The 22,298-nt window shown below is 33.2% G+C and carries 17 protein-coding genes; 11 read left to right on the plus strand and 6 right to left on the minus strand.

The window, feature by feature from the left end; genetic code table 11:
- Positions 1 to 48: 48 nt before the first annotated feature.
- The 5 genes from DK508_RS01915 (at position 49) to DK508_RS01935 (ending at position 6,626) form a co-directional block, all read left to right on the plus strand.
- Positions 49 to 1,905: a glycoside hydrolase family 13 protein gene (locus tag DK508_RS01915; RefSeq protein ID WP_109299052.1), complete on the plus strand. Its 1,857-nt coding sequence runs from the start codon at positions 49 to 51 to the stop codon at positions 1,903 to 1,905.
- A 28-nt stretch (positions 1,906 to 1,933) separates the two neighbouring features.
- Positions 1,934 to 3,322, plus strand: a complete 1,389-nt coding sequence (locus DK508_RS01920) for an alpha-amylase family glycosyl hydrolase (RefSeq protein WP_109299053.1) — start codon at positions 1,934 to 1,936, stop codon at positions 3,320 to 3,322.
- A 247-nt stretch (positions 3,323 to 3,569) separates the two neighbouring features.
- Positions 3,570 to 4,556: a 6-phosphofructokinase gene (gene pfkA / locus DK508_RS01925; protein WP_109299054.1), complete on the plus strand. Its 987-nt coding sequence runs from the start codon at positions 3,570 to 3,572 to the stop codon at positions 4,554 to 4,556.
- Between the two features lie 45 nt (positions 4,557 to 4,601).
- A complete protein-coding gene (gene gap, locus DK508_RS01930) occupies positions 4,602 to 5,621 on the plus strand; it encodes a type I glyceraldehyde-3-phosphate dehydrogenase (protein ID WP_109299055.1) in 1,020 nt (339 codons plus the stop codon).
- Positions 5,622 to 5,753: 132 nt separating this feature from the next.
- Positions 5,754 to 6,626, plus strand: a complete 873-nt coding sequence (locus DK508_RS01935; RefSeq protein ID WP_109299056.1) for a BadF/BadG/BcrA/BcrD ATPase family protein — start codon at positions 5,754 to 5,756, stop codon at positions 6,624 to 6,626.
- Here DK508_RS01935 and DK508_RS01940 read toward each other — a convergent pair.
- The 5 genes from DK508_RS01940 to DK508_RS01960 all read right to left on the minus strand — a co-directional run bounded on the left by DK508_RS01940 (position 6,623) and on the right by DK508_RS01960 (position 13,086).
- Positions 6,623 to 7,756, minus strand: a complete 1,134-nt coding sequence (locus DK508_RS01940) for a sensor histidine kinase (protein WP_160114523.1) — start codon at positions 7,754 to 7,756, stop codon at positions 6,623 to 6,625. The two genes, DK508_RS01935 and DK508_RS01940, sit on opposite strands and share 4 nt — an antisense overlap.
- A 225-nt stretch (positions 7,757 to 7,981) precedes the next feature.
- Positions 7,982 to 8,572: a DUF4202 domain-containing protein gene (locus DK508_RS01945; RefSeq protein WP_109299058.1), complete on the minus strand. Its 591-nt coding sequence runs from the start codon at positions 8,570 to 8,572 to the stop codon at positions 7,982 to 7,984.
- A gap of 65 nt (positions 8,573 to 8,637) precedes the next feature.
- Complete coding sequence (nirD, locus tag DK508_RS01950) at positions 8,638 to 9,015, minus strand: nitrite reductase small subunit NirD (protein WP_109299059.1); 378 nt, start codon at positions 9,013 to 9,015, stop codon at positions 8,638 to 8,640.
- Between the two features lie 71 nt (positions 9,016 to 9,086).
- Positions 9,087 to 11,603 (minus strand): nitrite reductase large subunit NirB, encoded by a 2,517-nt coding sequence (nirB, locus tag DK508_RS01955; RefSeq protein ID WP_109299060.1) that lies wholly within the window; start codon positions 11,601 to 11,603, stop codon positions 9,087 to 9,089.
- A 175-nt stretch (positions 11,604 to 11,778) separates the two neighbouring features.
- The gene (locus tag DK508_RS01960) at positions 11,779 to 13,086 is read right to left on the minus strand and encodes an alginate export family protein (protein WP_109299061.1); all 1,308 of its coding nucleotides are present in this window, start codon (positions 13,084 to 13,086) and stop codon (positions 11,779 to 11,781) included.
- A gap of 244 nt (positions 13,087 to 13,330) precedes the next feature.
- Between DK508_RS01960 and DK508_RS01965 the strand changes: the two genes are divergently transcribed.
- The 5 genes from DK508_RS01965 (at position 13,331) to DK508_RS01985 (ending at position 21,307) form a co-directional block, all read left to right on the plus strand.
- Positions 13,331 to 14,026 (plus strand): response regulator transcription factor, encoded by a 696-nt coding sequence (locus DK508_RS01965; protein WP_109299062.1) that lies wholly within the window; start codon positions 13,331 to 13,333, stop codon positions 14,024 to 14,026.
- A gap of 234 nt (positions 14,027 to 14,260) precedes the next feature.
- Positions 14,261 to 15,661 carry an MFS transporter gene (locus DK508_RS01970; protein WP_109299244.1) on the plus strand — a complete coding sequence of 467 codons (1,401 nt, stop codon included), beginning with the start codon at positions 14,261 to 14,263 and terminating at the stop codon, positions 15,659 to 15,661.
- Between the two features lie 263 nt (positions 15,662 to 15,924).
- Complete coding sequence (locus tag DK508_RS01975) at positions 15,925 to 19,446, plus strand: nitrate reductase (protein WP_109299063.1); 3,522 nt, start codon at positions 15,925 to 15,927, stop codon at positions 19,444 to 19,446.
- Positions 19,447 to 19,448: 2 nt separating this feature from the next.
- Positions 19,449 to 20,891: a rubredoxin gene (locus DK508_RS01980; protein ID WP_109299245.1), complete on the plus strand. Its 1,443-nt coding sequence runs from the start codon at positions 19,449 to 19,451 to the stop codon at positions 20,889 to 20,891.
- Between the two features lie 86 nt (positions 20,892 to 20,977).
- Complete coding sequence (locus DK508_RS01985) at positions 20,978 to 21,307, plus strand: hypothetical protein (protein WP_109299064.1); 330 nt, start codon at positions 20,978 to 20,980, stop codon at positions 21,305 to 21,307.
- Between the two features lie 119 nt (positions 21,308 to 21,426).
- On the opposite strand, the gene DK508_RS01990 is transcribed toward DK508_RS01985, so the two are convergent.
- Complete coding sequence (locus tag DK508_RS01990) at positions 21,427 to 21,945, minus strand: lipocalin family protein (protein ID WP_109299065.1); 519 nt, start codon at positions 21,943 to 21,945, stop codon at positions 21,427 to 21,429.
- Positions 21,946 to 22,100: 155 nt separating this feature from the next.
- Between DK508_RS01990 and DK508_RS01995 the strand changes: the two genes are divergently transcribed.
- Entirely contained in the window at positions 22,101 to 22,289 is a 189-nt protein-coding gene (locus DK508_RS01995) for a hypothetical protein (RefSeq protein WP_109299066.1), read from the plus strand.
- Positions 22,290 to 22,298 lie beyond the last annotated feature (9 nt).

The raw sequence follows: 22,298 nt of genomic DNA on the forward strand, positions 1-22,298 counted from the left end.
GGGGTGTTTGATTCTATAATATATTACGTAATTATTAAAATATATAAAATGAAAAATAAGTTAATACTATTATTTTCATGCTTCCTTTTTTCATTCATTCATGGACAAGTAGAAAAAATAGAGCCTCCGTTTTGGTGGAGTGGGATGCATCAAAAAGATCTGCAATTAATGTGCTATGGAAAAAATATTTCCAAATATGATGTACAGATTGAAAATGTAACCATAAGTGATGTTACAAAAACTGAAAACCCTAATTATGTATTCATCACTATAGATACAGAAGGGATCAAGGAAGAAACAATCTCTATAAATTTTAAAGAAAGTGATAAGGTTATATTTTCTCAACCGTATCAATTTAAAGCTAGAAGAGATCACTCTGCAAAACGTAAAGGTTTCGATAGTAGTGATGTAATGTACCTTATTATGCCAGATCGTTTTGCAAATGGAGATTCGAAAAATGATTCACATCCTGATACTGTTGAGAAAGCTGATCGATCTAATCCAGGAGGGCGCCATGGTGGTGATATTCAAGGGATAATAGACCATTTGGCTTATCTTAAAGAACTAGGTGTAACGGCATTATGGAGTACACCATTGTTGGAGGATAATGAACCTGTATATTCGTATCATACCTATGCTCAAAGTGATTTATATAAAATAGATCCAAGATATGGGACTAATGAGGACTATAAGCGTTTATCTACAGAGATGCATAAGTTAGATATGAAACTAATTATGGATTATGTAACGAATCATTGGGGATCCAAACACTGGATGATTAAGAATTTACCTACCAAAAACTGGATTCATCAATGGCCCGAAGGCTTTAGACGGAGTAATTATCGTATGACTACGCAGTTTGATGTTAATGCATCAAAAGTTGATGCCAAGGGGTGTATGGATGGATGGTTCGATACAACCATGCCGGATATGAATCAAAGTAATCCTTTACTTCTTAATTATATTACTCAAAATGCGATATGGTGGATAGAATATGCCAACTTAGATGGTTTTAGAGTAGATACCTATTCTTATAATGATAAAGAAGGTATCGCCAAATGGACAAAGGCAATTATGGATGAGTATCCGAATTTTAATATAGTCGGCGAAGTATGGATGCATGATCAAGCTCAAATGGCCTATTGGCAAAAGGAGAGTAAAATAGGTGCTATTGATGATTTTAACTCTCACCTTCCTTCAGTTATGGATTTTACATTGCACGATGCACTTATGGTAATTTTTAATGAAGACGAAGGGGCATGGGATAAAGGAATGATAAAGGCTTATGATAATTTCACTAATGATTTTCTATATCCAGATATAAATAACATTCTAGTATTTGCAGGTAATCACGACACTAATAGGATTAATGAGATATATCAAGGAGATATAGATAAATATAAGATGGCAATTACGTTATTATGCACTACTCGAGGTATTCCGCAATTATATTATGGAGATGAAATTGGGATGCTAGGTAATCGCGATAAAAAAGGAGATGGTGATATCCGAAGAGATTTTCCTGGCGGTTGGCAAGGTGATGAACAAAATGCCTTCTTGGCAGCCGGAGTGAATAAAGGAAGAACTGATGATCAGGAGGCTTTCTATTCTTTTACTCAAAAAGTGTTGAATTGGAGAAAGAACACACCAGTAATTCATAATGGGAAATTATTACAGTTTATTCCCTTCAATAATGTATATGTCTATTTCAGATATACCCAGGAAAAAACCGTAATGGTCGTAATCAATAATAGTACAACAGATCAAGAAATAGAGGTGGCTCGTTTTACAGAAGGAATTCAAAACTTCAAAAGAGGAACAGATATTATTAGCGATTCTAACATTGATATTTCTGAAAATTTTATCATAAAATCTAAAGGGTCTATGATCCTAGAATTAAAATAACATTCAAATACAAAATATTTTTATTACCATGAAAAAGATAATTTTAAGCTTTTTAGTTTTGGGAACTTTATTTTCCTGTGGGAAGACAAAGAAAGAAGAAACACTAGCCGAAACCAAAGTAGAAACTCAAGAAGTAGTAGTAGAAACTCTTGCGCCAATAGATGATGCAATGATGGAAAATGCTGTTATTTATGAAGCAAACATTCGTCAATATTCTGAAGAAGGTTCTTTTAAGGCATTTACCAAAGATATTCCGGTATTGAAACAATTGGGAGTGAAAATTCTTTGGGTAATGCCAATTTACCCTATATCTACTACAAAGAGTAAAGGATCACTAGGTAGTTATTATGCAATTTCGGATTATACTAGGGTTAACCCCGAGTTTGGTACCATTGAAGATTTTAGAGATCTTGTAAAAACGGCACATGATAATGGTATTTATGTAATTCTTGATTGGGTAGCTAACCATACCGGATGGGACCATGTTTGGTTAAAGGAACATCCAGAATATTATACAAAGGACAAAGAGGGTAATATTACTCATACTGTAGGGACAGATTGGACCGACGTAGCAGATCTTAATTACGACAATCAAGAAATGCGTGCGCAGATGTTAAAAGATATGACATATTGGGTTAAAGAAGAAGGAGTAGATGGGTTTCGCTGCGACGTTGCAGGAATGGTGCCTACAGATTTTTGGAACACTACCGTTGCAGAGCTAAAAAAAATAAAACCGCTATTTATGTTAGCCGAAGGTTGGAAACCGGAGCTGCTAGAAGATGCGTTTGATATGGGGTATGCTTGGGATACACATCATAAAATGAATGATATTGCTCAAGGAAAAGCAAAGGTAAATGAATGGGATAAGAGGATGAGTCAAATTGATACAATGTATGCCAAAGACGATATTTTAATGAATTTCACTTCTAATCACGATGAAAACTCTTGGAATGGAACCGTAACCGAGCGAATGGGAGATGCTAAAGAATTATTTGCCGCCTTATCTTATGTAGCACCAGGAATGCCTTTGATTTATTCGGGTCAAGAATATGATATGGATAAACGATTATTGTTTTTTGAAAAAGATACTATAATTAAGAAAAAAGGAACTTTCTTTCCTCTATATGAAAAACTGGGACAATTAAAGAATAATAATCCAGCATTGCATGGTGGTAAAGAAGCAGCTTCTTATACTCGATTAAAGACTAGTATAGATGATAAAGTTTTAGCATTTAAAAGAGAAAAAGAAGGGAGTAAGGTTGTTTTTATCGCAAATATGACCAGTAATCCTGCCAAATTCTCATTCGAGTATCAAGGAAAATGGATAGATTACCTTTCAGGAGAAACATATGCATCAAAACCAGAAGATACTCATAGCTTAGAAGGCTGGAAATACCGCATTCTTATTCAAGAATAATTAGATTAAAAGTGTTAATGTAAAAAACGACTTGCTTTGGGCAAGTCGTTTTTTTATTTGTAGATATGTATGACATATAAGAGATGACATCATAGTCTTAATATATCTAGATATTCTTAATATAATTCTAGAAAATGTGTTAAAATAATGCTTTTTACATGATTAAACACTGAATTTATTAACCGAAAACGTTTTAGTTTTTTTGCAAATTAGGTTATTATGGTCATTAACGATAGATTTGGCTTCAATGACAAAAGAAGTTAAAAATATAGCCGTATTGACCTCAGGAGGAGATGCTCCTGGAATGAATGCTGCCATTAGAGCAGTAGTTCGAGCATGTAGTTTTTATAAGGTTAATTGTTTTGGTATATACAAAGGATACGAAGGTTTAATTAATAATGAAATCGAAAGTTTAAATGCTCGTTCGGTTCGTAATATTATTAATAAAGGAGGGACTTTTCTTAAATCGGCTCGTTCTAAAGAATTTAGAACTATAGAAGGAAGACAAAAAGCATATAATAATTTAATTAAAAATGATATTGATGCTCTAGTGGTAATAGGTGGTGATGGTAGTTTTACTGGAGCTTTAAAATTATCGGAAGAATTTAATTTTCCCGTAGTGGGTATTCCTGGTACTATTGATAATGATATTAATGGTACAGACTATACTATAGGGTATGATACTGCACTTAATACTGTTGTAGAAGCTATTGATAAAATACGAGATACCGCTAGTTCTCATAATCGCTTGTTTTTGATAGAAGTTATGGGGCGTGATGCTGGCGATATTGCCTTAAATGCTGGAATTGGAGCCGGTGCCGAAGAAATACTTATTCCAGAAGAAGATATGGGAGTAGATAGATTAATAGACTCTCTTAGAAAAAGTAAAAAAACAGGTAAAACTTCTAGTATTATAGTCGTTGCAGAAGGAGATAAATCCGGGAAGAATATTTTCGAACTAGGAGAATATGTAGAAGAAAACCTAGATGATTACGAGGTGAGAGTATCTGTTCTAGGGCATATTCAAAGAGGAGGAGCGCCAAGCTGTTACGATAGAGTATTGGCGAGTAAATTAGGAGTAGGAGCGGTAGAGTCTTTGATGGAAGGTAGACGTGATGTTATGATTGGGATAGTGCATAAAACAGTGACTATTGTACCTCTTAAAAAAGCATTAGATAAGAGATCACATAGTCATGATGGTCTTATAAAAGTTGCAGATATCACTTCGGTGTAAAAATAATAACCACATTTTAAATTAAAAACAACTAAAATTTTAGATATGAGTACGTTAAAAATTGGAATTAACGGTTTCGGAAGAATTGGAAGGATTGCCTTTAGAATAGCTTCTAAACGTGATAATGTTGAGATTGTAGCGATTAATGATTTATTAGATGTAGATCATTTAGCTTATTTATTAGAGTATGATTCTGTTCATGGAAGATTTGACGGTACCGTTAAAGTAGAAAATGGAAATTTAGTAGTAAACGGAAAAGAAATACGTGTAACTGCTGAGCGTAACCCAGAAGACCTTAAGTGGGATGCTGTAGGAGTAGAGGTAGTTATGGATTGTACAGGTATATTTACAACTTTAGGAACTGCAGATGCACATTTAAAAGCAGGCGCGAAAAAAGTTGTAATCTCTGCACCATCAAAGGATGCACCGATGTTTGTTATGGGAGTTAACCATAATGACGTAAAAGAATCAGATACCATTGTATCTAATGCTTCTTGTACTACAAATTGTTTGGCACCACTGGCTAAGGTAATTGATGATAACTTTGGTATCGAAGAAGGTTTAATGACTACAGTACATGCCTCTACAGCAACACAGTCTACTGTAGATACACCATCAAGAAAAAACTATAGATTAGGGCGTAGTGCATTAAACAACATTATACCATCTACAACAGGAGCTGCAGTAGCGGTAACTAAAGTAATTCCATCATTACAGGGTAAATTAACAGGTATGGCATTTAGAATACCTACAGCAGATGTTTCTGTGGTTGATTTAACGGTAAAAACCAAAAAATCAGTATCTTATGATGAGCTTAAAGCTGTTGTGAAGAAAGCTTCTGAAAATGAATTAAACGGAATTTTGGGATATACAGAAGAAGATGTAGTTTCTCAAGATTTTGTAGGAGAAACTCAAACTTCAGTTTTTGATGCTAATGCAGGAATTGCACTTAACGATAATTTCTTCAAATTAGTTTCTTGGTATGACAATGAGTATGGATATTCTACAAAATTAGTTGATTTATCTACTCATGTAGGAAGCTTAAAAGCTGCTTACGCGGTTTAAATATATAGGTAACAATCAATTGAGCGAAGTCGAAAATGTAAGTAGTAGTTATTTAATAGCTGTTGACTACGCTCAATTGGATTGTATATAAAAATTTTTGTTCTCTTTTGCTAACAACAAACAAATTTTCAAATGATTTTATTAGCTGATGGTGGTTCTACTAAATGCGATTGGATTCTTCTAGATGAATCTGGAGAAATCGTATTTAAAACCCGAACACAAGGTTTAAATCCTGCGGTATTCGAAAAATCTCTACTCGAAAAAAGAATTAGAGATAATGAAGAGCTTTCTTCGAACCTAGATAAAATTGATGTAATTCACTTTTATGGTGCGGGATGCGGGACTAAAAAACCTGCAGCGATGTTGGCAAAAGTATTTGAAGATTTTTTTATAAATGCAACAGAAGTAGTTGTAAAAGAGGATATGGTAGCCGCTGTGTATGCAGCTACAACAGAGCCAGGGATTATCTGTATTTTAGGTACAGGATCCAATAGCTGTTATTATGATGGAGATGATATACATATGGTAGTAGATTCTTTAGGTTATATTCTAATGGATGAAGCTAGTGGTAACCACTTTGGTAAACGTTTGATAAAAGATTATTATTATAAACGAATGCCACCCGAGGTAGCATCAGAGTTCGAAAAACGATTCGACCTATCTTCAGATTCTATAAAAGAAAATTTATATAAGAAAGAGAATCCAAATACGTATTTGGCTTCTTTTGCAGAGTTTATTTTTACAAGCGAAAGAAACGGTTATTTTTATAAAATAGTAACCGAAGGAATACAGGAATTTGTTGAAAATAGAGTACTGTGTTTTCCTGAAGCCCAAAATGTTCCCATTCATTTTATTGGTTCAATTGCACATTTTAGTGAAGATATTATTAGAGCAGCAGTATGGCCTTATAATCTTACAGTAGGAAATATTGTTAGACGACCTATAGATGGTATTATAGATTACTATCGCAACGAAATCATCAAAAAGAAACCAAATAAGGTTTAAGACGGTTTGATTTTTTGAAGGTTGTAGTTTAGCGTAACTCGAGTTCCTTCTCCGGGAATAGAGTTTAAAAATAACCTCCCGTCTATGTACTGCATACGTTCTTTCATGAAGAATAACCCCATACCGCCTTCTGCATTGTTATTAGGTTTGGATGGGATTTTGGAGATATCATACCCTTTACCATTATCATTAATTGTAATGCTTAGTAATGTTTCGGAATGATTTATGGTAATAATAATATATTCAGAATTGGCATATTTAACAGCGTTATTAACGGCCTCTTGAGTAACTCTGTATAAATTGGTTTCTACAAGTGTATCAAATCTTTGATCAAAATTAGACGTATTTTCAAATAGAATTTGCTTGCCAGTAAGTTTTGAAAGTTCCTTTACCATTTTTTGAAGAGCTATAGAAATACCATAATCCTGAAGCTCAGGAGGAGTAAGGTTAAAAGTAGCAATTCGTATTCCTTGAATAAGGTCATTGGATAATTGTTTTAACCCTTCAATTTTTTGTTGAGCTTTTTCTAAATTTTTAAAGCTTATAGATTCAATATTAAGCTTTAGTGCTGTGAGCATTTGACCAATACTGTCATGGATTTCTTTTGCAATTCTTTTTCTTTCTTCTTCTTGTGCTTCAACGATTTGACTTGCATTTGACTTTTGTGTTTCTTCTTTTTCTTTATATTGGGCGGCGTTTAATCGTTCTATTTCAATTTGGGCTTCCTTCCTTTTTGAGATATCAGAGCATAAAACAAGACGTTCAGAATCTCCTGAGGTTTTAAATATAGTTAGTATAGAAATATCTAACCATATTTTCTGATTTACGGCAGTAACAAACTCAAACTCTTCATTAAATACCCCACCCTTATTTTGTAATATTAATTGCAACAATTTATTCCTCTGTACCTCACTTAGGTACATGAGATCAACAAGATTTTTTTTGCTGTAATTTTGTTCTATGCTCAGTAATTTGGCAAAACGTTCTCCAAGGTTAATGATAAGACCGTCACTAGTTGTCCTTGCGTATAGAACAGTTTGGTCCATTGCATGATTTAATGCAGATAATTCCTGAATACTTTGATCTTTAGATATTTGATTTTCTGTTAGTCGATCTATATCGACTAACATTTGTTGTTCTTTTTTTTCTAATCGTATTATATAAGAATTAAATTGAGTAAATATTATGCCTATGGAGATTGAAAAGGCAATAAACAAAATTGCTAATAGCGTAAGAAAGTACGTTAATGGCATTACAGAAGAATACCCTAAGAATATCACAATAAAACATAATACCAAACCTATTAAAAGGAATAATTTTATTTTTTTAATGCGATCAGAAATGTTCATTAAGACTTATCCATTTAGTGCGCTTTGAATCAAAGCTAAAGCTTTTTCTGAAAATGATAACTTTAATGCAGCTTGATGGCCATTCTCAGACATTTTTCGCCAGGTTTTTTGCAAGATGTCTACTACTTTTTCTTCAGTATGTTTTTCTAAAAACGACTCGTAATAAAAATCTAGAAATACAAGACATATTACGTCTTCTAAAACCTGAGTCTCTTCGTCTTTTTTTAATTTCTTTTTTTGAAGTAAAAAGGTAACCCTATCTATAACCTCAGAATCATAATGAATACCCTGAAGAATTTGTGACGCTTTTTGTGCATGAAATTTTTTTAATTCCTCTCGCCATTTTAGATATCCTACTCGATCCATTGGATAACTATTTCTTGGGATTTCCCATCTACATATGTGTTGAGCTCTTGCAGCGAGCTTTAACGCTTCAGAAGCTTTAGGTTCATATTTTTCTAAAGTTTGAGTCATCCGTTGCCCGTAAATTAGTTCTTTAGGCACAAGGTCTCCTTTAATTTTTTCAGTATTAGGGTCTTTGGCATTTGCTTCATCAAATAAAGCATATGCTTTTTTTAGCGTGTTGGTGATTGGCATAAAAGTTTTAGTATGATATACCTACAAAGTTAAGTCTTTTTTGACCTAGAATCTATTAATAATAGTTATTCTGCGAAACCAATATAGACTATGCTGTTTTCTATTTTTACTGGATACGTAGCAATAGGAGAGAGATCACCATCGAGGTTTTTACCATTGTCTAGTGAGAATGTTTTTTTATGCATTGGGCAAGCTACTTTTGGAATTCCGTTTTGATCCCCAATCATCCCCCGACTTAATACCATTTCCATTTTATGAGGACATACATTTTGACAAGCGTACCAGGTATTTTTTCGTTCAAAGTTAAAAACGGCGATTTGTTTATCTTTATATTTTATACAAGCACCTCCATTTTTTGGGAAATCACTCACTTTGGCGGCTTCAAACCAGATAGTCACTTCTTTTTTCGAAATGGTTTTATAAATATCTAAAAGTTCTTCCATGATTTTAAAGTTTTGGGTTTCTAGTGTTGATGTAAGAATGTTAATTATTTAAACTAATAAGTCTAGGAATACTATTTCCAGTGTTCTGGCATTTTTTGATCTCTCAATGGCACGAAAACTAGGTTGTCATCTGTTTCTTCACTATTCACGAAATGATTAAACCTTTTCATGATTTCTTCATTTTGTATTGCTTGTGTCCATTCACATTGAAAAGTATTCACTAGTGTTGCCATTTCATTCTCTAATTCTTTCACCAATCCTAATTTATTATCAATTACAACACTTTTTAAATAATCAATACCTCCTTCTAGTTTATCTAACCATTTGGCGGTTCGTTCTAATGGCGCTGCAGTTCTTATATAGAACATTAAAAATCGATCTAAATATTTGATTACGGTTTCGTTATCGATTTGTTCAGCTAGTAATTCGGCATGTTTTGGGTTGGCACCCCCGTTACCACAGACATAAAGATTCCACCCACCTTCAACAGCAATTACTCCAAAATCTTTACATCGTGCTTCAGCGCATTCTCGTATACATCCTGATACACCACCTTTTAATTTATGCGGTGACCTAAGACCTTTGTATCGTTCTTCTAATTCAATAGCAAAGCTTACACTTTCATCCATTCCGTAGCGGCACCAGGTAGATCCTACGCAACTTTTTACTGTTCTTAATGATTTTCCGTAAGCGTGACCACTTTCAAAACCATGATCGATTAAATCTTTCCATATTTTAGGTAATTGATCTAATCGGGCACCAAAGAAATCTACACGTTGTCCACCTGTAATTTTGGTGTATAGATCATATTTTTTACCTACCTGACCAAGGACAATCAATTTGCCGGGAGTAATTTCTCCTCCAGGTATTCTGGGTACAACGGAGTAGGTGCCATTACGTTGAATATTAGCTAAGAATTGATCGTTAGAGTCTTGAATAGTTGCTTCTTCGTTTGCAGTATCTGCATAAATACTAGCTAAAATCGATGCAACTAAAGGTTTGCAGATTTCGCATCCATCTCCGGTTCCATGATTATCTAATACTTCATCGTATTTTCGGTAGCCTTTTAGTTTAATAATATCAAAAAGTTCTTGTCTATTATATTCCAAATGTTCGCAAATAGTATCTTTTACTTCTTTACCTTGAGATTTTAAAGTGGCATCAACCAGATCTTTTACCATTGGTTTACAACCACCACAACCAGTTCCTGCCTTGGTATTGGATACGATATCTGCGAGGTTATCACAAGTTCCATCTTTAATAGCATTGCAAATAGCTCCTTTGCTCACACTTTCGCACGAGCATATTTGGGCATTGTCTGGGAGATCCATAATATTTCCTAATAATGAGTTGTTATCACCTCCACGACTGCCTAAAATCAAATCTTCAGGGTTTTCTGGTAGCTGCATTCCGGTCTGATACATTTGGAATAGCGCATTATAATCTGATGAATCTCCTACAAGAATTCCACCTAGTAATTTTGTGTCTTCTTTGGATACATTTATACGTTTATAGATGCCTTTTCTTTTATTTTCATAGATTATAGAATCTATAGCACCACTATCTTTTAAAGCTTCTCCAAAACTTGCTACTTCGGTGCCAATAAGTTTTAATTGAGTAGACATATCAATATCTTCATCCATAGTTTGAATTCGATCACCTGTAATTTGTGATACAGCCACCTGGGCCATGTCATACCCTGGGGCAACAAGTCCATAAATCATATTGTTATATAAAGCTACTTCTCCAATAGCAAAAATAGAATCATCAGAAGTTTTCATCATATTATCAACTATCACACCTCCACGTATTCCTGTTTTAAGTCCACATTCTTTTGCAATTTCATCTCTAGGACGTATACCAGCAGAAATGACTAACATATTAATTTTAAGCTCTGTGCCGTCGATATATTGTAAACCTTCAATTGATTTATCTCCTTGAATACATTCAGTTTGTTTATTTAAATGAACAGATAAGCCTAGTTTCTCAATTTTTGTTTGTAGTATATTACTACCTCCCTGATCAAGTTGTCTTGGCATTAACCGTGGTGCAAATTCTACTATATGAGTTTGAAGCCCTAATTCTTTAACGGCATTAGCTGCCTCAAGTCCCAATAACCCCCCTCCTAAAACAGCAGCCTGAATATTTCCTTCGGATTTTAGTTTTTTCGCATATGCTTCTATTGCTTCAAGATCTTCAATAGTTCTGTAAACAAATACACCGTCTTTTTCAACTCCAGGAATAGGAGGTACGAAGGCAGATGATCCAGTGGCTAATACGAGATGATCATAAGCGTATGTAATACCTCTGTGATTTGCTACAGTTTTTTCTTCTCTATTGATTTCTGTAATCATCTCTGAAGTATGGAGGTCAATATTGTTTTCATCATACCAATTGATAGAACACATACTTAGTTCCTCGGCAGTTTTTCCTGAATAATATTCACTTAAATGAACACGATCATAAGCTCTTCTTGGTTCCTCTCCAAAAACAATAAGTTTATAATCCTTAAACTTGGGTGAACTAACAAATTTTTCGCAAAATTTGTATCCCACCATGCCATTACCTATTACTACTACCTTCTTCATGAATTACGTATTTTGAAATTCAAAATTAAGTATTAATACTTATAAATGAGATAAGAATTACGTAATTATGCAAGTTGTAATTTGAGGATTTATAAAAAAACTACCCCCATCCTTGTAAAATTCATTTTTGCAAGGATGGGGATTGATTACTGATTAAATTTTAAAAGAATTATTCTTATTGTGCTGGTTTTGGACTCCATTTCAGAAAATTTGGTTTTACAACCAGCATTGCCCACCCCCAATTTTGAGTATCTGCAGGGTTTGTTATTCCTTTTAAGATTTCCATAGAATCTGATGCGAACATATGTGAATACCCGATTTTTAAAGTTGCGAATGAGAGTACTTTTTGAGTGAACACTAGATCAACCTCTGTGCCCAGGTAATCATCTATATTATCTCCTAGACTTTTGGCTCCGGCAAAATAATGGGCTTTTATAAGTAAACTCGATTTTTCTCCTATCTTAATAACAGTTTTGGCATAGATATCATTTAGCCCAATGTTGTTGGCATGGTTTCCTACATAGAAATAATCCATGTATCCATTAAATTTATGATTAGTTCCAAAAATTGGGAAAAACGATTTAATTTCGCCATCGGCACCTCCATTGTCATCACCACTTAGTGTTTCGAAACCGAGCCCAAATAATGTTTTTCCTGGTTTATAATTAACTTCTAGCAATGCATTGTATGCAGATAAGTCAATCTCTTCAGTAAATTCTCCAGTTTGCCCATATATATTAGTCATAATAGAAAGTCCTTTTGAGGGTTTTACAACTAAATGCGTTCCAAAAGTTTGTCTGTTTACTGTACCATCAATAGGAGTTTGGTTATCCGTTGGGTCAAGATTCTGATAAGAATTATTAGCTAAAAGAATACTTCCCGAAAATTTCTCCCAGTCTTTATGCAACCACACATATATCATTCCTTTATAGTCAAAAACTGCTCGGGCATTACCAGTATTGTTAGGATCAAATAATGTAGTCTGTCTACTTGGACCATTTTGGTTAAAAGCGATACCAATATCCAATTTAAATCCTTCTTTGGTATATTTTAATAATGCGGCATCATGAAATCTACCTTGCATTGCCCAGTCTAGGCCTCCAAAAATTCGCTGATCATCATAAGAGAGGGCCTGTCGTCCTAATTTAGTAGACCAACCATTTCCAAATTTGAAATTGATCCAGGCCTGAGCCAAAGAAATACTGTTGTTATCATCGCTGGGTGAAATCTGAGGGGTGTCTCCCCAAACGCTTACATCTTGAACGCTTAAATACGTAGAGAATTTCTCTTGTTTGTATCCAAATTTTATTCTAGACCGTTGTTGCACAAATACCCCGGCATCTAAACCATCAGGAATTAGGTTTCCGAAACCGTTAGAATATTCTAGCCTAGGTCTAATATCTGCATCGATGCTTAATTCCTGGGCTTTTCCATTAAATGCAAACATCAATATTAATAGTATAAAAAATAGTTTATTTTTCATAGATATAATTTTGTTTAAGTACAAGTGGTTTTGTACATGTTGCTATCTTTTTTAAATTTTCAAATAATAAAGCTATACGTATATTAAATATCAAAATTAAGTATTAATACTTAATTTTGATATGTTTTTTACATAAAAATACGTAATAATAATTTTAGATTTTTAAAATTTATATAGAGGTTTTTGATATATTCCTATATTTTAGCATATGTATATGTAGTTTTGAATGTTATAACATTTTGTAATGATTAAAATAGTGTTAGTTGATGATCATTTTCTGGTTAGAGATGGTATTCGATCGCTTTTAGAAGATGAAGAACAATATGAAGTGATTGGTGAGGCATCCGATGGTATTGATGGGATCAAATTGATAAAATCTTTAAATCCTGATATCGCTATTTGCGATATTAGAATGCCAGAAATGTCTGGTATAGAAATGGTTAAAAAGTTGACATTACAAGATGTTTCTACTCGAACAATTATGTTATCGATGCATGATTCTGATGAGTATATATTGCAATCTATTAACGCAGGTTCAGATGGATATTTGCTCAAAGGTGCGGGAAAAGAAGAATTCTTAAAAGCGCTAGCTGCTGTTGGGAAAGGAGAGAAGTATTTTAGTGGCGATGTTTCTTCTATTTTGATAAAAAAAATACGAAACGAAAAAAACAAAGATGTCACTGTTGAGAAAGTTAGTAATGATACAATTTCTACGCTTAAAGGCCGTAATACAAAGCCTAATCCTTTTGATCTTACCAAAAGAGAATACCAAGTTCTACATTTAACCATTTCTGGAAAAACCAATAAAGACATTTCCTTAGAACTAGAAATTAGTAAAAGAACTACAGAGGTGCACAGATTTAATCTGATGAAAAAAATGGGAGTTAAAAATGCTTTAGAATTAAGTAACAAAGCAAGAGAATACGGAATGATAGATTAAAGTATATGAATACCATTTTTGTGGTTGTAAGATTTATAATTACACTTTGATTTTTTTGATAAAAATGTAATTTTTTGAACTGGTTTTTTTTTAATACGTAATTCTTACTAATGTTACGTATTTTTAATATGGATTATTTATAAAAATAAGTATAAATACTTAGTTTTGATTTAATAATTTAAGTATTCACACGCTGAATACCGAAACGATTAAATGAATTTAAAACTAAGAATTATGAATACTAATGGAAAATCAACAAGTTTAAAACTCTTAAATTTTAAAAGTTTACCAATTCGAACTTTTTGGATTACTTCTGTCGCCTTTTTCTTATGCTTTTTTGCATGGTTTGGTATCGTGCCATTTATGCCAGATGTTGTTAAAGATTTGGGCTTAACACCAGATCAAAAGTGGAATTCTATAATAGTGGCAGTTTCTGGAACTGTATTTGCGCGATTGGTAATCGGTAAATTATGTGATAAATATGGTCCGCGTATTTGCTATACTTGGTTGTTAATTTTAGGAGCAATTCCTGTTATTTTATTAGGTTTTGTACAAACACCTTTACAATTTATTGTTTGTAGATTATTTATTGGTTTTATAGGAGCTTCATTTGTAATTACTCAATTTCATACTTCTATTATGTTTGCTCCTAATATTGTGGGTACTGCTAATGCAACATCTGCGGGATGGGGAAATCTTGGAGGGGGAGCTAATCGTTTGGGTATGCCTTTGATTGCCGCTGTAGTGGTTAGTTTTGGAATAGCAGATACCGATGCATGGCGATATAGTATGGTTATAGCGGGAGTAGTTTGCTTTTTAATGGGGATAGTATATTACTTTTTTACCAAGGATACACCAAATGGTAATTATTCAGAATTAAAAGCAAAAGGAGAATTGATACAATCCAAAAAGGATGAAGTAAGTTTTTTAAATGCAATAAAGGATTATAGAGTTTGGATTCTTTTTGTTGTTTATGCTGCTTGTTTTGGAATGGAGCTTACCGTATATGGTACAATGGACGATTATCTACAAAATACATTTCAATTAGAACGTGCAACTGCTGGTAATCTGGTATTGTCATTTGCATTGATGAATATTTTTGCAAGAACATTAGGCGGTTTTTTTGGAGATAGATTTGGAAGGTTAAAAGGGTTAAGGGGACGTGTTTTATTCTTAGCAATTATTTTAGGAATTGAAGGACTTATGTTATCTTTGTTTTCGGGTATGACGGGGTTAACTTTTGGAGTAATATTCTTAGTTGGTTTTAGCCTTACCGTGCAAATGGCAGAAGGAGCAACTTTTTCTGTTGTACCTTTTATAAATAAAAAAGCTATTGGATCTATTTCGGGTATTGTTGGTGCCGGAGGAAATGTTGGAGCTTTTTTAGCGGCTTTGGTTTTAAAATCAAAATCAGCCGTGGCTGAGAAGACCGCAATTCTAGAGAATCAAAATTTAGGTCAGGAAGCGGTAGAAACTGCACAGGCATTAGCTTCTTCAGAAGCCGTTGCAAGTGGTTATTTTATTATTGGAGTTTTTGTTGTTTTCACAGCAATTGTATCTTTGGCAATTAAGTTTTCTACCGAAGACGAGAAGGCAGTCGAAAAGGAAATGAAAAACGTATTAGCGTATAACTAAAATTTAGTGTTGAAACCTTAAAGAACAAAAGTTGCTTTAAGTGTTTCTTGTGTTGCCGGTTACAACTAAGTTGTAACCGGCTTTTTTGTGCTTAGAATTTGATAAAAGTATATACCGCATAATTTGAAAATCATTTTTTATATAACCGGATTTTATCGAATCCATAATTCTTTTCAGTTTGCTAGAGAAAACAGTTTTCAGTTTATGATTAATACGTATTAATACTTAGTTTTGAAAGAAAGAAACGAGTATTTCAGGATAGTATGACGACATTAAAATCATATAAAACAACGTGTTCATATTGTGGTGTTGGCTGCGGTATTGTTGTGAAAAAGGACCTTCAAGGAACGATTAAAGTAGAAGGAGACAAGGATCATCCTGTTAATAAAGGTATGCTGTGTTCAAAAGGAATGAACTTGCATCATGTTGTTAATGACACAAGTGATCGTATTCTATATCCCGAAATGAGATGGAGCAAAGGGCATGAACGTCAAAAGGTATCTTGGGATCAAGCGATGGATAGAGCTACTTCAGTTTTTAATACTATCATAAAAAAATATGGATCGAATAGTGTAGGTTTTTATGTTTCAGGGCAATGTCTAACTGAAGAATATTACTTAATAAACAAACTGGCAAAAGGTTTTATTGGAACAAATAATGTGGATACCAATTCTCGACTATGTATGAGCTCTGCCGTTGTAGGGTATAAACAAGCGCTTGGTGAGGATAGCGTTCCTATATCATACGATGACATAGAATTGGCGGATTGTTTTATGATTGCTGGGGCTAACCCTGCATGGTGTCACCCTATTTTGTATAGAAGAATAGAAGCACATAAAGAGAAAAACCCCAATACCAAAATCATTGTTGTAGATCCTAGAAAAACGCAGTCATGTGATATTGCAGATTTGCATTTACAAATTCTACCTGGAACAGATGTAGTGTTATACAATGCGATTGCTAAGCGATTAATTGATCGAAAAAAAATTGATAAAAACTTTATAGCAAATCATACCGATAATTACGAATCTCTTAAAAAATCCTTAGAATCTATATCTCTAAACGAAGCGTCTAAAATTTGCGGAATTACTATTAGGGATATTAAGAAAGCTGCTTCTTTTATAGCAGATGCCAAAGGTTTTATTACCCTTTGGGCTATGGGATTAAATCAAAGCTCAATAGGGGTGTATAAGAATAATGCCCTATTAAATCTATCGTTGCTCACCGGTCATATCGGTAAACCAGGTTCAGGTCCTTTTTCATTAACAGGTCAACCAAATGCTATGGGAGGAAGAGAAGTTGGTGGAATGGCAAACCTTTTGGCTGCTCATCGCGAGTTATCTAATGATGAACATAGAAGAGAGGTGGCGAATTTTTGGAGAGGTAAAGAGATAGCGGCTAAGCCTGGATTAACTGCCACCGAAATGTTTGATGCTTTAGAAAGTGGAAAACTAAAGGTAATTTGGATTATCTGTACTAATCCATTAGTAAGTTTACCAAATGCTAATAAGGTAGAAAAAGCGCTGAAAAAAGCAAAGTTTGTAATTGTACAGGATATTTCTCACCGTTCAGAAACTTTGGATTATGCGGATTTGGTGTTTCCTGCTGCTGGATGGGCAGAAAAAGAAGGTACAATGACCAATAGTGAAAGACGAATTACATATCTCAATGCTGCAATTGAACCACCTGGAGAATCTATGCCAGATGCAGAGATAATATGGAATTTTGCCAGAAAAATGGGATATAAAGGATTTGATTACAATTCGGTAGAAGAAGTGTACAGAGAACATTGTATGTTGACAAAAGGGACTAATATTGATATTTCAGGATTAGATTATAATCGTCTCAAAAAGGAAGGGAGTTTTCAGTGGCCTGTTCCCGAGAGCAATCATCCAGGAACCCTTCGTTTATTCGAAGATAAAAAGTTCTATACCAATACCGGAAATGCAAAATTTATAGTTCCTAGATTTACTAAACCTACATCTGAGTTAATCACAAACGAATACCCTTTAATTCTAACTACTGGTAGAGTACGTGACCAATGGCATACCAGAACCAAAACAGGTAAGGTAAATAGGTTATTATCACATATTCCTTATCCCTTTTTAGAAATGAATCATGTGGATGCTTTTTTACAAAAACTAAAAGATGGAGATATTGCAGTAGTAGAAAGTAAACGAGGCAAAGTACAGGTAAAAGTTAAAATCAGTGATACAATTAACAAAGGGGTCGTCTTTTTACCCATGCATTGGGGAAAAGTACTAGGAAATGATTTTGGTAGGGCCAATAATTTGACTACTAATATTATAGATCCCATATCCAAAGAGCCTGATTTTAAATTCTCTGCGGTAAAAATTAACAAGTTTGTTAAGTCAAAACAAAAAATATGTATAATAGGAGCAGGAACAGCGGCTTACCGATTTATTCAAACCTATAGAGAACATAATATTACTGATGAAATTATCGTATTCTCAAAAGAACCTTATCCATTTTATAACAGAGTGTTATTGCCAGAGTATGTTAGTGAAGAGCTTACATGGGAGCAACTTCAAAAGATGAGAGAAGGGAGTGTAGAATCCTTAAATGTAACTTTACTTACTAGTAATCCAGTCGAAGAAATTAATAGAGAAGAGCAATATATCGTTGATAGTAAAGGAGAACAACATAATTATGATTTAATTCTTATGGCAACAGGTAGCAGAGCTTTTGTGCCAAAAGAAGTACCAGTACATCTTCCTGGAAGGTTTACGATGAGAGATCGTGGAGATGCGGATAAATTAAAAACATATCTTGATCAAACGGGATTACCCGATAATGAACAACACGTGACTATAGTTGGTGGTGGTTTGTTGGGATTAGAATTAGCTGCTGCATTAAGAAGGAAGAAAGTTAACATCACTATTGTGCAAAGAGGGAATCGGTTGATGGAACGTCAATTAGATATTGTAGCAAGCCGTCTATTGGCAGAAGATGTAAGAGAAAAAGGAATTCAAATTCACTTCGATAATGAGGTGGATACGGTATTTAATCGAGAGCGAGGTAGTCTTTTGGTGAATTTGAAATCTGGTAAATCATTTACTTGCAATGCTGTTGTGTATTCTATAGGTACAATTCCAAATATTGATTTAGCAAAAAAAATAGGAATAAATTGTCGTCGAGGGATTTTGGTAAATCAATATTTGCAGTCTGTCGATCCAAATATTTTTGCCATTGGCGAAATAGCAGAATTTGAGGGAAATTTATATGGTATAACAGCAGCTGCAGAACAACAAGCGGATATAGTAGCAAAATATTTGTTAGGAGATTATAGCGCTATCTATAAAGGTTCTGTGTTTATGAATATTCTAAAATTTGAAGACCTAGATCTTTGCAGTATTGGAAATATTGATGTCCCTAAAAATGATCCGATGTTCGAAGAGGTCATATTTATGGATGTTCGAAAACGATTTTATAAAAAATGTATTGTAAAAGGAGATAGGTTGGTTGGGGCCATATTAATGGGGGATAAGAGTGAATTTGCAGATTTCAAAAGCCTGATAGAGAATAAGATAGAGTTGTCTGAGAAAAGAGATGAATTGTTGCGATCTTCAAAACTTGATGAACCAGTACTAGGAAAACTTATCTGTTCCTGCAGTCAGGTTGGAGAAGGAAACCTTGAAAAAATTATTGAAGCCGGTTGCGAAGACTTTTCTGAACTTTGTATTAAAACTGGTGCTGGATTAGGTTGCGGTAGCTGCAAACCTGAAGTAAAAGAGGTGTTAACTAATATGATGCAATTGGCATGATTATGAATAATGAAGTAGTACAATATCGAACATATATCAAAGGAGGGATTTTATCTCCTGTCGAATTGCAGCAAATTATAGAATATGCTCAAAAATTGGAATTAGATACTTTTCATTTTGGATCAAGGCAAGATATTATTTTTCCTTTAAAGGATAGAAATGAAAACATAGTGGAAGAACATGATTTATTCGATCCTTCTTTTTTTTCTTCTCAATCTCAACAAAATATAAGTTGTTCATATGTATCTATTGATATTTTTGATGCGACTGTTTGGTTAAGAGGAACTACATATTTATATATTTTAGAAGAATTTAGATATAAGCCTACACTAAAAATAAATATCACAGATCCTAAACAACAAATGGTTCCTTTGTTTTCTGGGGATTTAAATTTTATTGCTTCGCCCAATGAAGATTATTGGTACTTATTTTTAAAATTACCAGATTGGAGTGAGATGTATTACCCTGCACTTATTTATACTTGGGATATTGCAAAAATAGCAGAAGCTATCGAGAAAGAATATAAAGACGTTACCGGTATTGATGAGCTTTTTAAGTTACTCAATCAAAAGGTAGATTCTAATAATAAAGTAATAGAAAACCCATTACAAGTTACATTTAATCCTTTTCCATATTATGAAGGAATGAATAAAATGGGAATTAATCAATATTGGTTAGGACTATATTGGAGAAACAATAAATATGATTTGAAATTTTTAAAAATGCTTTGTGAATTTTGTGTAGAGCATAGAATAGGTAAAATATGCCTAACATCATGGAAATCATTTGTTATCAAAGGTATACCAAGAGAAAGTAAATTAGCTTTAGAAAAGTTACTAGGACAGTCTGGTATAAATGTTCGCCATTCGGCTTTAGAGTTAAATTGGCATTTGCCAGTAAGCAATAAAAAAGCATTAGAACTCAAAAAGTTCTTGGTAATGAACTTTGATCAAAATGATATTAGTACTTACGGATTAACGTTTAGTATTGTTGCTAATCAAAATCAAAATCGTTATTTCACTTCGATAGTAATCGAAGAAAACAAAACTCCAGAACGTATTAAAGATTTTGTAATAAGATCAACTTATAATGTATTGTATGCCAAAAATTTTGATCCTAATACTCGTAATTATATTGTTTATGCTCAAGATATAGATCAAATGGATTTACCGGGATTGCTTCTGGAGTTGACAAAAACGTATTTTCAAAACTTAGGGACCAAAAATGATAGTCATAATGTTGGAGTCATTGCAAAAAAGGAAGTTCTTGAGATAGAGGTGTACCAATGTAATGACTGTCAAACGGTTTATGATCCTTCTGTTGGTGATGTGTTGAGGGGAATCTCAATAGGTACAGAATTTATGGATTTACCTGTTGATTACAATTGTTCCTTATGCGAAGCATCTATAGATAATTTTGAAAAAATAGTTTTAGAAATTGTGTAATTATTGAAATAAAACATGAATAAGAGATGGTGTATACCATAATAACAAATTATACCTATGACCGATATTAACCAAATGTTATACCTATGAATTTAGAAGAATTAATTATGGCATCAATAGCAGAGTTTTTGGATGTAGAAGTACATAAGGATACAGAATCCTTAGGTTTATCTTCCAAAATTGAGATTGTTCAAAAAAGAATAGCAGATAAAATAAAGAATAAAGTTAACCCTGCAGTTAACAATAATGAATCAATGAACTATGAATATGAAATGTTTTTTAGTAGTAATCCTAATGATATGATTAAAATAGATGGTTGGATACCTATTGAAACAAATAAAATAGAAAAAGTGGATAAAATTTCAGAATATATTGAAATTGGGCTTTTAAGAAAAAAAGAAGTTGTTTATAGCTAACAAACATTAGTTTTTCTTAAAAAAGTATTCCTTGCTTTTCTTTTTAGTTTTCTATGTAGAGATTGGATTTAGGTATTTTTAAATCATACTAATGTTGCTTTGTATTAGCAGATATTAATTTACCAATGAAAATCTCTATCCTTTACTTTTGTATTTTCAGTCACAAAAATATCGATAAAAGTACTCTTGGAAGAAAATTGTTTATGTCTAAATTGAATTTTTAAAGTATCTTGAGATAATTGAAGTATTTTAAAATACTTATAGTTTTTTTTCATGTTCATTAGCTCTGGAAGCTGATCACTACTGTATTTAAGATAAGAATTACCTTTTTTATCTTTAGTTATTTCCCAATTTGCAAGTAGCGAGGGACCACAATTATCTTGTTCTCCATTATTGTCTTTTAGTGTCATGTTCGATTGGTAAGTGATTCTATATGAAAGAAAACAACCAGCCATATTCATACGTGTTCCATTGTTATATCGTCGTGCCAATTTCCATGTTTTTCCTTTGTCGTTAGTTCCAGAGATTAACTCTACAGATTTTTTTGGTAACCTATAAGGTTCTTTCTGGGATTTTGAACAAGAAATAATGGTAATACTGGTGATTATACAAAGTGAGTATAGAATATGATGTTTCATGATGGTTAAGCAGTTTGTTTTGTGTTCTCAAAAATCATACCTCGTATACATAGCTAAACATAACAATTGTTAATACTTCTGTGTAAAAGTATTATTTAAATTTTTCAACTACGTTTCTTAAAATTCTATTTTAGTCCTTTTAATTATTATATAGTATGACGGAATACGTGCTTTTGACAGAAAATCAAGATTATTTTGTAGAATACCTTATTGGAGAACTAGTATTATCTAATAGTATTAGTGAAGCTATGAAATTTAATGATGAAAATATAGCGCTTAGATTTAAACATATGTTACATAACTCTTGTGAGCTTGTGACCAGTGTGAATACATATATTGATTAAGTTTTCTAT

It is taken from the genome of Aquimarina sp. AU474, assembly GCF_900312815.1.
Taxonomy (GTDB): Bacteria; Bacteroidota; Bacteroidia; order Flavobacteriales; family Flavobacteriaceae; genus Aquimarina.

Bases quoted from the DNA above. Each gene is read 5' to 3' on its own strand.
- DK508_RS01970 (WP_109299244.1), top strand. From the start codon at position 14,261: ATGAATACTAATGGAAAATCAACAAGTTTAAAACTCTTAAATTTTAAA.
- DK508_RS01995 (WP_109299066.1), top strand. From the start codon at position 22,101: ATGACGGAATACGTGCTTTTGACAGAAAATCAAGATTATTTTGTAGAA.
- pfkA (WP_109299054.1), top strand. From the start codon at position 3,570: ATGACAAAAGAAGTTAAAAATATAGCCGTATTGACCTCAGGAGGAGAT.
- DK508_RS01915 (WP_109299052.1), top strand. From the start codon at position 49: ATGAAAAATAAGTTAATACTATTATTTTCATGCTTCCTTTTTTCATTC.
- DK508_RS01965 (WP_109299062.1), top strand. From the start codon at position 13,331: ATGATTAAAATAGTGTTAGTTGATGATCATTTTCTGGTTAGAGATGGT.
- DK508_RS01940 (WP_160114523.1), bottom strand. From the start codon at position 7,756: ATGTTAGTCGATATAGATCGACTAACAGAAAATCAAATATCTAAAGAT.
- DK508_RS01935 (WP_109299056.1), top strand. From the start codon at position 5,754: ATGATTTTATTAGCTGATGGTGGTTCTACTAAATGCGATTGGATTCTT.
- nirD (WP_109299059.1), bottom strand. From the start codon at position 9,015: ATGGAAGAACTTTTAGATATTTATAAAACCATTTCGAAAAAAGAAGTG.
- DK508_RS01920 (WP_109299053.1), top strand. From the start codon at position 1,934: ATGAAAAAGATAATTTTAAGCTTTTTAGTTTTGGGAACTTTATTTTCC.
- gap (WP_109299055.1), top strand. From the start codon at position 4,602: ATGAGTACGTTAAAAATTGGAATTAACGGTTTCGGAAGAATTGGAAGG.
- DK508_RS01980 (WP_109299245.1), top strand. From the start codon at position 19,449: ATGAATAATGAAGTAGTACAATATCGAACATATATCAAAGGAGGGATT.
- DK508_RS01960 (WP_109299061.1), bottom strand. From the start codon at position 13,086: ATGAAAAATAAACTATTTTTTATACTATTAATATTGATGTTTGCATTT.
- nirB (WP_109299060.1), bottom strand. From the start codon at position 11,603: ATGAAGAAGGTAGTAGTAATAGGTAATGGCATGGTGGGATACAAATTT.
- DK508_RS01945 (WP_109299058.1), bottom strand. From the start codon at position 8,572: ATGCCAATCACCAACACGCTAAAAAAAGCATATGCTTTATTTGATGAA.
- DK508_RS01985 (WP_109299064.1), top strand. From the start codon at position 20,978: ATGAATTTAGAAGAATTAATTATGGCATCAATAGCAGAGTTTTTGGAT.
- DK508_RS01975 (WP_109299063.1), top strand. From the start codon at position 15,925: ATGACGACATTAAAATCATATAAAACAACGTGTTCATATTGTGGTGTT.
- DK508_RS01990 (WP_109299065.1), bottom strand. From the start codon at position 21,945: ATGAAACATCATATTCTATACTCACTTTGTATAATCACCAGTATTACC.